The organism is Glycomyces luteolus (genome assembly GCF_027622875.1).
GTDB classification, from domain to species: Bacteria; Actinomycetota; Actinomycetes; order Mycobacteriales; family Micromonosporaceae; genus Glycomyces; species Glycomyces luteolus.
The window spans coordinates 1-11,823 of sequence record NZ_JAPZVP010000038.1 but is presented as its reverse complement, the minus strand read 5'-3'; the positions used below and the strand labels follow the sequence as shown (position 1 = coordinate 11,823).

Sequence of the window (11,823 nt, the reverse complement as noted above, 5' to 3'; positions counted from 1 at the left end):
GGCTTGCCCCGGCTCAGCAGCGGAAGTAGTCGCAAACTCCTGTGGCACAACCAAGATGATGAACCATCCACCTCACGCTGCCTCCAAACACCCTGCAGCGCATACCAAGAAGGTTAAAACGCAAGCTTAGTTATGCCAGCCCATGTGGCAGGAGGCAACTGGAATGGGACTGATTCCTGCCGGACTCCCGCCGCTGTCCCGCCTTGATCCCTGCTGATTCGGGCGAGAGAATCGAAGTCGCCCTACCTGAAGGGTGCGCAGAACCATCAAGAGTGACGGGGAAAGGCGAGCCGCGATTGACACGTTCGTCCCGGCCGTCGGCGTTGAGAGAGCCGGCTGAATCGATGAGCGCAGCGCAACCCTTCAACGAGCAACGCCCCGCTCCTGCCGCCGGTCGGCAGCCAGGCGAGCTGCACGGCCCTGCGCCACCAGCTCGACCGCCACAGGGCCGGGAGCTCGATGCACGGCTCGGCCGTGCGGAAGTCGCGCAACATTCGGGCAAGCATCAGCAATAATGGCGGGATTCCGCAGCCATGGCACCACATCCCCCAGAGAAGGGCGTACCTCATGGCCGACAACGGCAACACCCCTGAAGGCTCTACCGCTCCAGACGGCGGCTTCAACCGCAGACGGCTCTTCACGCTCGCGGCCGGAGGGGCCGCTGCCGCCTCGGGCATCCTCCTCCCCGCGACCGCGGCGCAGGCGCACGGCGAACTCCGGTACTACTCCGGCATCTGGGGGCAGAATACGGTCAACGCGTCCAACGCTCAACTCCAGTCATACAGGTACCGACCGTCGTTCCACGACAAGCTGAACGCCTGGCTGCAGCTCTGGTTCGAAAACACGGGGTACGAAAAACCGCTCAGAGTGTGGATCTCAGGAGTCCACAAGGACAGCGGCAATGCGGCGCAGCGGCAGGGCAGGGCGCTCAACCTCGACCACATCTACGTCAATCACGGTAGCCCCACCTCCCAAGGCGCCTTCCAGGCCAACTACGAGATCTGGGGGAGAGGGAGCGGTTCGGGCCTCACATACGCCCGCAATAACTACTGGGCGACTGCAGCGACCCTCCACTACCACTTCGGAACGGTGCGGACCTATCTCAACGGCAGCAGAGTCAGCGTCTACGTCGACAACATGACGTCCGGCACCGGCACCACTTCCTTCACCAGGACCGAGTCGCAGATCCTGCATGTCCAGGCCAGCTGCCGCTATATCTGGGGCAAGGGGACCACCATCGACGGCGAATGGGGCGACCAGGCCAAACGGCACTCGCACGAGGTCCTGGAGCGCATCGGCAAGGGCGGCTACCTGGGAACCTCGAAATCCCATTGGCAGGCGTTCAACGTCGCCACGATGCGCAAGGGCATCGGGACCGAATCCTACTGACCCTGGTCAGTGCTGCGACTCGATGAACCGTTCGAGGCCGTCGAGGAGGCGTTCGAGCCCGAACTCGTAGTGGTCCTTCATGGCGGTCTTGGTAGCGGAGCCGGGTTCGGCGAGCCGGGCGAGGTTGGGGAAGCGGGTGCGGGCGGCCGGGTCGGCGAGGAACTGGAAGAAGTCGGTGTCGCCTTCGGCGCCGCCGATCTCGGGGCGGACCGCGCCGAGGGCGTAGCAGTCGACGGTGAGCACGGCGATGAGTCCGAGCTCGGCGGGCAGGCCGACGGCGGTGAGCCTCCCGATCATGGTGTCCACCCATCCGGCCTCGCCCGGCCCCATCGACCGCTCGGAGGTGGCCACGGTGAGCGCCCAGGGGTGGGCGATGAAGAGGTCGCGCACGCCGAACCCCCAGTGGCGCAGGACGTCCCGCCAGTGGTCGGCCTCGGGGAGGGGCAGCGGCCCGGTCATGAGGGAGTCGTACATGAGGACGACGAGCTCGTCCTTGCCGGGAACGTGGCGGTAGAGGGACATGACGCCGCTGCCCAGGCGTTCGGCCAGGTGCTTCATCGAGACCTTGTGCAGGCCTTCGGCATCGGCGATCGCGACGGCCTCGGCGACGATGCGTTCGCGGCTGAGGCCCGAGGGGCGTCCGCGACCGGCGCGGGTCGCCTCGCCCCAGAGCAGGTCGTAGTCGGTTGTGCCCACTGGTGCGTTCCTTTCGCTCGCGTCCCGAGACCCGCAGCCTACGTCGCGGCCGAGCGCTCGCGGCAACCGTCAGTTTAGCGTATGAGGTACGCTAATTAGCGTATTCCATACGCATCATTCGGATCCCCTGATCGGAGCACCCCATGGCCGAGCCGACCGTCCTCGCCGAAGCCCCCGAAACCCCGCCCGCCCAGGCGAGACCGAAGTGGTACCGCCGCCCCTGGATCGTCCCGCTGTTCGTGATCGTGGGGCTGTTCGTGGCCGCGCGTCTGCCCGGCTACCTGACCTTCGACACCGGCGACTCGCTCGTCGACCTGCAGGAGGCCTTCCCCGAGACGCACTACCTGATGCTCTCCGGGCACATCCTGTTCGGCTCGATCGCGATCATCACCTGCTCGATGCAGGTCTGGCCGTGGCTGCGCCAGCACCACCCGAAGATCCACCGGATCTCGGGCCGCGTCTACGTCTTCGCGGGCGTCGTGCCCTCGGGCCTGTTCGCCCTGGTCGTGAGCATCCTGTCGGTGATCGGCCCGGCCGGGAAGATCGGGAACGTGTTCCTCTCGCTCCTGTGGTTCGCCGTCACCTTCGCCGGACTCGTCGCGGCCCGCCGCCGTCGCTTCCAGGAGCACCGGCGCTGGATGATCCGCAGCTTCGCGCTGTGCACGTCCATTGTGGTCAACCGGGTGTGGCTGGTGATCTTCCTGGTCGCGCTCATGCCGTTCCTCGACGGGTACTACGGCGGCGACATGGACGCCCTCATCGAGGACGCGGCCGTCGCCTCGATCTGGATCAGCTGGGTCGTGAACCTCATGATCGCCCAGTGGTGGCTCGACCGGAAGCCAAAGCGCGCCAAGCGCGTCGCGCCTGCCACCAAAGTCGCAGTCGGGGTCTGAACACTGCGACCTTCGGGGCGGCCGGGCTCCACCCCCGGTCGCCCCGCGGCACGTGAAAGTCCATGCCGCGGAAGGATTCCTTCGGCCCCGCGGCGCGCGAACCTGAGTACATGCACACCTCCACCGCGGCGGTCGCGACCGCCGAAGCCGCACCGGTGTCGAAGCGCCTGCCGCTGCTCGACGTCCTCCGCGGCGTCGCGATCCTCGGCACGCTCGGCACCAACATCTGGATCTTCGCCTCCCCGGCCGGGGAGGCCGGGCCGCTGCTCGGCAGTTCCGGCGCCACCACCGACGACTCGTTCATCGGCGGCCTCTTCCAACTGCTCACCAACGGCAAGTTCCTGTCGATGCTCACCGTCCTCTTCGGCGTGGGGCTGGCGATCCAGTTCCGCTCCAGCGAGAAGCGCGGACGCCGCTGGCCCGGCCGCTACCACTGGCGGGCGCTGTTCCTCTTCGCCGAAGGAACCATCCACTTCGTCCTCGTGTTCGCCTGGGACGTGCTCATGGGCTACGCCGTCACCGCGATCGCGGTGGCCTGGATGCTCCGGCGCTCGCAGCGCGCGCAGAACGCGGTGATGTGGACCGCGCTCAGCCTGCATCTCGCGCTCATGGGACTCATCACCGCGGCGATGCTCGCCGGGCCGGGCCTGGAACAGCAGAGCGATCCCCAGATCGAGGCCCTGTACGCGTCCGGCTCCTGGATCGACCAGGTCCAGTTCCGGCTCGACAACGCGCTCGCCTTCCGCATCGAACCGGTCGTCACCTTCCCGCTCCTGGTGTTCCTGTTCATGCTGGGCGTCAAGCTCTTCCGCGCTGGAGCGTTCGGCGGGGACGCCGCTGGCGGCCGGATCCGGATGCGGCTCCTGGTTTGGGGCCTGGGGATCGGCGTGCCGCTCAACCTCGCGGTGATGGCCGGGCCGGACGGGCTGTTCTTCCTGGAGCGGTACGTCGCCGCGCCGGTGGTCATGCTCGGCTACATCGGCCTCGTGGGAGTGATCGTCGAGCACGCGCGGCGCGGGATCGCCATGCGCGCCTTCGAAAGCCTCGGCCGCACCGCCCTCAGCGGCTACATCCTGCAGAATCTGCTCGCCTCGGCGGTCTGCTACGGCTGGGGCCTCGGTCTCGCTGTGAGGTTCGGATCGAACCCGTGGTTCGTCCTCGGACTCTGGGCCGCGATCAGCGCGGTGCTGCTCGTCGGCTCGAGCCTGTGGCTGCGGCGCTTCACCACCGGGCCCGCCGAGATGCTCCAGAAGGCCGTACTCCGCTAGCAAAAAAGGTGCGGGCCGGGAAGCCCCCCTCCGGCCCGCACCTCCCCCTCTTCGGGTCCCGGCCGCTATGCGGCGACCGCGACCCTGTCGCGAGCAGCGCGACGTTTGATAAGGCCCACCAAGGGCCACAAGGCGATCAGCGCGACGATCGCGTAGATCACCCAAGAGGTCGGGCCGCCGATCAGGCCCGACAGGTCCCCGCCCGAGAGCTGCAGGGACATGCGCCCCTGCCGTTCCGCCATCGGACCGAGGATCACGCCGACGATCATCGGCAGCATCGGGATGCCGAAGCGCCGCATCGCCAGGCCGATCAGCCCCAGCGCCAGCAGCACGAACAGGTCGAACGGCTGCCCGCTGGTCGCGTAGGCGCCCATCGAAGCGAAGAACAGGATGCCCGCGAACAGGTACGGCTTGGGGATGCGCAGCAGCTTCACCCACACCGGGATCAGCGGCATGTTGAGCACCAGCAGCATCGCGTTGCCCACGAACAGGCCCGCGATGAGCGTCCACACCAGCGCCGACTGGTTCTCGAACAGCAGCGGGCCCGGCTGGATCCCGTAGGTCTGGAACGCCGCCAGCATGACCGCGGCGGTCGCGTTGCAGGGCAGGCCGAGCGCCAGCATCGGCACGAGCGTGCCCGCCGCCGACGCGTTGTTCGCCGCCTCGGGCCCGGCCACGCCCTCGATGGCGCCCTTGCCGAACTCGTCCTTGTGCTTCGAGAGCCGCCGTTCGGTCACATAGGACAGGAACGTCGGCACCTCAGCGCCGCCCGCCGGGACCGCGCCGAACGGGAAGCCGAGCGCCGAACCGCGCAGCCACGGCCCCCACGAGCGCCGCCAGTCGCTGCGCCCCATCCACACCCGGCCGACCGGGAGGACCTCGTCCGTCGCGATCTTGCGGCGGGCCGCGGTCCACAGCGCCTCGCCGACGGCGAAGGCGCCCACGGCCACCACGACGATGTCGATGCCGTCCGCAAGCTGCGGCACGCCGTACGTCAACCGCTGCTGCCCGGTCACCGCGTCGATGCCGATGGTGCCGATGACGAGGCCGAACAGGAGCGACGCGAACCCGCGGATGCGCGAGGACCCGAGCACCGAGGCCGTGGCGACGAGCGCCAGCACCATGATCGCGAAGTAGTCCGGCGCGCCCAGCCCGATCGCGAAGTCCACCGTGATCGGGGTGACGAACACCAGCGCGATCGTCGCGATCGTCCCGGCGATGAACGAGCCGATCGCGGCCGTCGCGAGCGCCTGCCCGCCGCGGCCGTTCTTGGCCATCTTGAAGCCCTCGAGGACGGTCACCACCGAGGACGACTGGCCGGGCGTGTTCAGCAGGATCGCCGTGGTCGAGCCGCCGTACATGCCGCCGTAGAAGATCCCGCCGAACATGATGAACGCCTGCGTCGGCTCCATCCCGTAGGTGAGCGGCAGCAGCAGCGCGATGGTCATCGCGGTGCCCAGGCCCGGCAGCATCCCGACGGCGGTGCCGATGGTCACGCCGATCAGCGCGATGAGCAGGTTGCCCGGGGTGAGGATCGCGGCGAAGCCGTCGATCAGGGAGTTCAGGTTCTCCATGGCCCAGCCTTCCTAGAGGATGCCCTGGAGCACGCCCGCGGGCAGGCCGATGCCGAGCCCGATGGCGAATCCGTAGAACGTGGCGAGCGCCAGCGCGACCGCGACCGCCCCGGCGATGAGGTAGCGGCGCGAGCCGAGGACGATCGCGCTGCCCCAGAACAGGATCGAGCCGGAGATGACCCAGCCGAGCCAGTCGATGAGCAGCGCGTTCGCGATGAACACGGCGCAGAGGGCGGCGATGGTCTTCCAGTCGAGGCGGTCGCCCGCGTGGGCGCCCTCGTCCTCGCCGTGGCCGCCGCGGATGGCGTCGAGCGCGTAGAACGCGGCGACGGCGTACAGGAGGATCCCGAGGATGATCGGGACCGGCTTGGGGCCGATCGGGTCGTTGGAGGCTCCGGCCGCACCCAGGCTCGCGGCGTCGATGATGACCAGGGTGCCGAGGACGGCCATGAAGCCGCAGACCCACAGTTGCGCGAGGTCGCGCCCCGGGGCCTCCGCCGCGCTGTCGGCCTCCGGCCCCGCCGCGTCGGCGGCGGGGTGTTCGGCGGTCTCGTCCGGCATGGTCATGCCAGGCCCAGTTCGGTGAGGACGTCGGCGACGCGCTGGTCCTGCTCCTCGAGGAAGGTGGCGAAGTCGTCGCCGGTGAGGAACGAGTCGGTCCAGCCCTGCTTCTCCAGCTCCTCCTGCCAGGCGGCGGAGTCGTGCATGGCGGTGAGCGCGCCGATCCACTTGTCGCGGTCGGCGTCCTCGATCTCGGGCGGGGCGACCCAGCCGCGCCAGTTGGTGAACTCGAGGTCGATGCCGGATTCGGCGAAGGTGGGGGCGTCGGGGACGACCGCGACGCGTTCGGCGCCGGAGACGGCGAGGACCCGCAGCTGCCCGGCGTCGATCTGGTCGATGAACTCGCCGACGCCGCTCGCGCCGAAGCTGATCTTCGCGCCCAGGAGCGCGGGGAGGAGCTCGCCGCCGCCGTCGTATGACACGTAGTTGACCTTGGTCGCGTCGATGCCGACGGCCCCGGCGAGCTGCATGGGCAGCAGGTGGTCGGGTCCGCCGGGCGAGGAGCCGCCGCCGACGGTGACGCCGGCGAGGTCGGCCTTCCAGGCCGTGACCAGGTCGTCGATGGTCTGGTAGGGGGAGTCGACGGGCACGACGATGGCGCCGGACTCCTCGACGAGCTTGGCGAGCGGGGTGGTCCCGGTCAGCTTCGCCTCGGACTGCTGCGTGTAGGAGGCGCCCACGACGCCCAGGCCCATCTGCATGGCGAGGTCGCCGTTGCCGGATTCGCTCACGGTGCGCTGGAGGCCGACGGTGCCGCCGGCGCCTTCTAGGTTGAAAACCTCGAGACCCTTGGCGATCTGCTCGTCCTCCATGATCCGCGCGATGGAGCGGGCGGTCGTGTCGTAGCCGCCGCCGGGGCTGTTGGGGACCATGATGCGCAGGCCCGTGAGCGGGCCGCCGTCGCTGCCGCCGTCTTCGGCGGTGAGGCCGCAGGCCGAGGCCGCCGCCAGGACGGGAGCGGCCGCCGCAGCGCTGAGGAGGGCCCTCCGGTGAAATTTCATCGTCGTTGCTCTTTCATTTCGAGGGTGGTGTGAGAGACGATGGTCACCCTGGCGCGGTCCCGACGTCAGCCTTGTGTCCGTAACGATCATTGAGTTCATTGTGTTCAGGTCCCGGCTTCGCCTTCCCTACCGCCCGACCCTCGCCGGTCAGCTCCTCGTCTTCCAGCTGACGGTGATCCTCCTCGTGCTCGCCGCCGTCGCGGGCGTCTCGGTCGCGCAGTCGCAGGCGCTGTTCACCATCGAGCAGGGCCGCCGCGTCACGCAGCTCGCCGAGAGCCTCGCCGCCTCCGACCTGGTGCGCGGCCGCCTGCCCGAGCCGCTGCCCGCGCAGACGCTCGCGCCGGAGATCCAGTCGAGCCTGGAGCGCTGGCAGGTCTCATCGGTGACGATCGCCGACGCCGACGGCGAGGTGGTCGCTTCCACGAACCCGCTGCTCATCGGCACTGAACTGCCGCTCGGTCCGGGCGTGCTCGACGGGCGCGGCTGGCGCGGCGAGATCGAGCTGGGCGGCCGCACCGAGCTGGTCGGGCAGGCGCCGGTGATCGCGGTCGAGGACTACGGCCTGCTCGGCGTCGCCGTGGTCGGCCAAGAGGTGCCCTCGGCGGCCGCGCTGCTCGCCGGGGACAGCCCGAACCTGCTGCTCTACCTGGGGATCGCCTCGGGGCTCGGCGTCGCGGGGTCGTGGCTGCTGGCGCGGCGCATCAAGCGCCAGACGTTCGGCATGGAGCCGCGCGAGATCGCCGGGCTCGCCGAGCACCGGGAGGCGATGCTCTACGGGATCGCCGAGGGGGTGGTCGCGCTCGACGAGCAGCACCGCGTCACGCTCGTCAACGATGTGGCGCGCCGCCTCCTCGACCTCTCCGACACCGCCGTCGGCGCGACGGTGGAGGAGCTCGACCTGTCGACGCGGCTGCGCGACGTCCTCACCGGCGCGGCCGAAGGATCCGACCAGGTCGTGCTGCAAGGGAACCGGGTGCTGGTCGTCAACCGGATGCCCGTCGCGAAGGACGGCCGCCCGCTCGGCTCGGTCGCCACCCTCCGCGACCGCACCGAGCTGGTCCAGCTCGAACGCGACCTCGGGTCGTTCCGCTCGACCGCCGAGGCATTGCGGGCCCAGGCCCACGAGTTCGACAACAAGCTGCACACCATCTCCGGGCTCATCCAGATCGGCGAGCAGGACGAGGTCGTGGACTACATCGCCGCCCTCAACCGGCACCGCCAGTCCCTCGACCTCTCCATCGGCGAGCCCATCCGCGACAAGGCGATCGCCGCGCTCCTCATGGCGAAGTCCGCGCAGGCCTCCGAGCGGCGGGTGCGGCTCGACATCGTCGACGGCAGCGCGCTCGCGCCGCTCGCCCACGAGGACTCGGCCGACGTCGGCACCGTCCTCGGCAACCTCGTCGACAACGCCGTCGAGGCCGCCGCCTCGCACGTCCGCGACGCGCCGCTGCCGCGTCGCAGCGACACCGATGCGTGGGTGGCCGTCGCGATCCGCGAACACGAAGGGGCCGTGCACATCACCGTGGACGACTCCGGTCCCGGCGTGCCGCCCGAGACCGCCGGGGAGGTCTTCGCGCACGGCTACACGACTAAAGCCGCAGCTGGGGAGCACGGCATCGGACTTGCGCTCACGCGGCTCGTGTGCGAGCATCACGGCGGCTCCGTGGCCCTGGAGCACACCGGGCGGGGCGCCCGCTTCACCGCGGTCCTGCCGCTCCTCCACGATGCCGCTCTTCCCCCCACTATCCGCCCGGTGAAGGAACCGACATGATCGATGTGCTGGTCGTCGACGACGACTTCCGGCTGGTCAACATCCACCGGGGCTTCGTCGAGCGCACCCCCGGCTTCCGGGTCGTCGCCTGCGCCCGCACCGGCGAGGAGACGCTCGCGGCGCTCGTCGAGCACCGGCCCGACCTGGTGCTCCTCGACCTGTACCTGCCCGACGCGTTCGGGCTCGACCTGCTGCCGCGGATGCGGGCCGAGGGCCACGAATGCGACGTCATGGTGATCTCGGCGGCCCGCGAAGCGGAGGCGGTGCGCGCGGCCGTGCGCCTCGGCGTCGTCTCCTACCTGCTCAAGCCCTTCAGCTTCGACGACTTCACCGAGCGCCTCGAGCAGTACGCCAACCGGCGGGCGGGCCTCGCCGCCGCCGCCGTGCACGACCAGGCCGATGTCGACCGGGCCTTCGACCGGCCCGCGACCGGGCCGATCGCCCTGCCGCCCAAAGGGTTCAGCAGCGAGACCGCGAAACTCGTGGAGACCGCGCTGCGCGAGGCCGAGAGCACCCTGTCGGCGGCCGAATGCGCCGAGCAGATCGGCGTCTCGCGGGTGAGCGCCCGCCGCTACCTCGAGCAGCTCGCCGACACCGGCCGCGCCGAAGTGGCGCTGAAGTACGCGGGCCGGGGCCGCCCGGAGCGCCGCTACCGCTGGCGCCGCGCGGACGGCCCGCACGCCTAATTCTCGGTGGTGTTGGCGTCCCCGCTGGGCGCCACCAGGTACCAGACGTTCTGCACGCCCTGGCCGTCCGTCTCGCCCGGCTCGTCGTCCTCCGCGTAGTAGTACAGCGGCCATTTGTTGTACGTGACCTGCATGGTGCCGTCGGTGCGCTCGATCGTGCCGATGAGCGAGGCGTCGACCGCGCCATCCGTCGTCACGTCGGCGGAGTCGGTGAGCAGCGGCGGCCACGCCTTCGCGCACGCGTCGTAGCAGGTGGTGGTGTTCTCGGAGTCCGACCGGAACAGATACAGCGAGAAACCGTCGTTGTCGACCAGGAACTCGCCGTGGTTGTCGTCCGTGGCCGTCGCGAGCGAGGCCGCGCCCTCGGCGGTGGCCTCGTCGGTGGGCGACTCGGTCGTGGTGGGCGCGCCGTAGGGCGAATCCGTGCCGCCGTCCGAATCGGAGTCGCCGCACGCGGCGGCCCCGAACAGGGCGAACGCGGCCGCCGCGAGCGCGCAGGCGCGCTGGTGTCGTATCGATCTGGTCATGCGTGGAGCCTAAGCAGCGAAGGAGCCCGCTCGCGGGATTTCGCGCTGCTCACAGCGGATCCGCTCCCGGCGGAAACGGTTGCCGACGGGGCCGCCGCGGCCGCATCGTGGAGACATGAGTGAAAACGGGAAACCGCCCATGTTCGACGACCGGGCCAGGCGCGAGCTGTACCAGCAGCGCGTGCTCGTCCTCGACGGCGCACTGGACGACGACAACGGGACGCTGCTCGCCACGCAGCTGCTCTCCCTCGCAGGCGAGAACGCCTCCGCCGACATCGCACTGTGGATCCACTCCCCGGGCGGATCGGTCCCCTCGATGCTCGCCATCCGCGACATCATGCGGCTCATCCCCTGTGATGTGTCCACACTGGCTCTCGGATTGGCGTGCAGCGCGGGCCAGTTCCTGCTCTCCGCCGGCACGAAGGGCAAGCGCCGCGCCCTGCCGCACGCCCGCGTCCTGATGCACCAGGGCTCCGCCGGGATCGCCGGTGCCGCCGTCGACATCGAACTGCAGGCCAACGACCTGCGCCACACCCGCGACACCGTGCTCGGCCTCATCGCCGAGGACACCGGCCAGCCCATCGAGCGGATCTTCGAGGACTCGCTCCACGACCGCTGGTACACCGCCGCCGAAGCCCTCGACTACGGCTTCGTCGACGGCGTGGTGGCCTCGTTCGACGAGATCGCCCCGCAAGCGCGCCGCAGCATCGGGCTCGGCCTCACCCGCGAAGGAGCCTCCGCATGAGCACCTACTCGATCCCCAACGTCATCACCAAGAACGACCGCGGCGAGCGGATCATGGACGTCTACTCGTACCTGCTCAGCGAGCGCATCATCTACCTGGGCACCGGCATCGACGCCGGGGTCGCGAACGCGCTCGTCGCGCAGCTCCTCCACCTGGACGCGGAGAACTCCGAGCGCACCATCAACCTGTTCATCAACTGCGAGGGCGGCGACCCGAGCGCGATGCTCGGCATCTACGACACGATGCGGTACATCAAGGCGAAGGTGGCGACCACGTGCGTCGGCCAGGCCGTCGCGGTCGGCGCCGTGCTGCTCGCGGCCGGGGCCGAGGGGATGCGGGCGGCGCTGCCGCACGCCCGCGTGGTGCTCCACCAGCCCGCCGCGCAGGGGCGCGGGACGATCCCGGACCTGATCCTCGCCGCCGACGAGATCGTGCGGGTGCGGGCCGACATCGAGTCGATCCTCTCGCGCCACACCGGCCAGACCGTCGAGACGCTGCGCGCCGACACCGACCGGGACCGCGTCTTCACCGCCGAGGCGGCGAAGGACTACGGCCTCATCGACGCGGTCATGCAGGAGCGCTAGGTGTTCTGTCTCGGGAGGTTGTGAACACCTCACGAGCTGAGTCGGGCTGAGACGAGGAGAGGACCTTCTGGTTCGGTGTGAATCGCTACAAGACACGCCAAGCCAGAAAGGCCCTCGATGAGCCACTC

At 69.7% G+C, this 11,823-nt stretch carries 12 protein-coding genes; 7 read left to right on the top strand and 5 right to left on the bottom strand.

The window, feature by feature from the left end; genetic code table 11:
• Window positions 1-567 precede the first annotated feature (567 nt).
• Window positions 568-1,389, top strand: coding sequence for a hypothetical protein (locus tag O1R50_RS26010; RefSeq protein ID WP_270113178.1), 822 nt, complete (start codon window positions 568-570; stop codon window positions 1,387-1,389).
• 6 nt (window positions 1,390-1,395) lie between these two features.
• On the opposite strand, the gene O1R50_RS26005 is transcribed toward O1R50_RS26010, so the two are convergent.
• Complete coding sequence (locus tag O1R50_RS26005) at window positions 1,396-2,085, bottom strand: TetR/AcrR family transcriptional regulator (RefSeq protein ID WP_270113177.1); 690 nt, start codon at window positions 2,083-2,085, stop codon at window positions 1,396-1,398.
• 143 nt (window positions 2,086-2,228) lie between these two features.
• Here O1R50_RS26005 and O1R50_RS26000 point away from each other — a divergent pair, with 143 nt between their 5' ends.
• Together O1R50_RS26000 and O1R50_RS25995 are read left to right on the top strand one after the other, a co-directional pair.
• Window positions 2,229-2,978 carry a DUF2306 domain-containing protein gene (locus O1R50_RS26000; RefSeq protein WP_270113176.1) on the top strand — a complete coding sequence of 250 codons (750 nt, stop codon included), beginning with the start codon at window positions 2,229-2,231 and terminating at the stop codon, window positions 2,976-2,978.
• A 110-nt stretch (window positions 2,979-3,088) separates the two neighbouring features.
• Entirely contained in the window at window positions 3,089-4,246 is a 1,158-nt protein-coding gene (locus O1R50_RS25995) for a DUF418 domain-containing protein (protein WP_270113175.1), read from the top strand.
• A gap of 65 nt (window positions 4,247-4,311) precedes the next feature.
• Here O1R50_RS25995 and O1R50_RS25990 read toward each other — a convergent pair whose 3' ends face one another.
• The 3 genes from O1R50_RS25990 to O1R50_RS25980 are packed head-to-tail and all read right to left on the bottom strand — an operon-like array spanning window position 4,312 to window position 7,382.
• Window positions 4,312-5,820, bottom strand: coding sequence for a tripartite tricarboxylate transporter permease (locus O1R50_RS25990; protein WP_270113173.1), 1,509 nt, complete (start codon window positions 5,818-5,820; stop codon window positions 4,312-4,314).
• Window positions 5,821-5,832: 12 nt separating this feature from the next.
• Window positions 5,833-6,387, bottom strand: coding sequence for a tripartite tricarboxylate transporter TctB family protein (locus O1R50_RS25985; RefSeq protein ID WP_270113172.1), 555 nt, complete (start codon window positions 6,385-6,387; stop codon window positions 5,833-5,835).
• On the bottom strand, window positions 6,384-7,382 hold the full coding sequence (locus O1R50_RS25980) for a Bug family tripartite tricarboxylate transporter substrate binding protein (RefSeq protein WP_270113171.1): 999 nt from the start codon (window positions 7,380-7,382) through the stop codon (window positions 6,384-6,386). The genes O1R50_RS25985 and O1R50_RS25980 overlap by 4 nt, the downstream gene beginning before the upstream one ends.
• 100 nt (window positions 7,383-7,482) lie before the next feature.
• Between O1R50_RS25980 and O1R50_RS25975 the strand changes: the two genes are divergently transcribed.
• Both O1R50_RS25975 and O1R50_RS25970 read left to right on the top strand, forming a co-directional pair.
• Complete coding sequence (locus O1R50_RS25975; protein WP_270113170.1) at window positions 7,483-9,153, top strand: sensor histidine kinase; 1,671 nt, start codon at window positions 7,483-7,485, stop codon at window positions 9,151-9,153.
• Window positions 9,150-9,839, top strand: coding sequence for a response regulator (locus O1R50_RS25970; protein WP_270113169.1), 690 nt, complete (start codon window positions 9,150-9,152; stop codon window positions 9,837-9,839). Before O1R50_RS25975 ends, O1R50_RS25970 begins: the two co-directional genes overlap by 4 nt.
• On the opposite strand, the gene O1R50_RS25965 is transcribed toward O1R50_RS25970, so the two are convergent.
• The gene (locus O1R50_RS25965) at window positions 9,836-10,366 is read right to left on the bottom strand and encodes a COG4315 family predicted lipoprotein (RefSeq protein ID WP_270113168.1); all 531 of its coding nucleotides are present in this window, start codon (window positions 10,364-10,366) and stop codon (window positions 9,836-9,838) included. The genes O1R50_RS25970 and O1R50_RS25965 overlap by 4 nt on opposite strands.
• 115 nt (window positions 10,367-10,481) lie before the next feature.
• On the opposite strand from O1R50_RS25965, the gene O1R50_RS25960 reads away from it, so the two are divergent.
• Together O1R50_RS25960 and O1R50_RS25955 are read left to right on the top strand one after the other, a co-directional pair.
• Window positions 10,482-11,111, top strand: coding sequence for a ClpP family protease (locus O1R50_RS25960; protein ID WP_270113167.1), 630 nt, complete (start codon window positions 10,482-10,484; stop codon window positions 11,109-11,111).
• A complete protein-coding gene (locus O1R50_RS25955) occupies window positions 11,108-11,695 on the top strand; it encodes a ClpP family protease (protein ID WP_270113166.1) in 588 nt (195 codons plus the stop codon). The genes O1R50_RS25960 and O1R50_RS25955 overlap by 4 nt, the downstream gene beginning before the upstream one ends.
• Window positions 11,696-11,823: the final 128 nt, after the last annotated feature.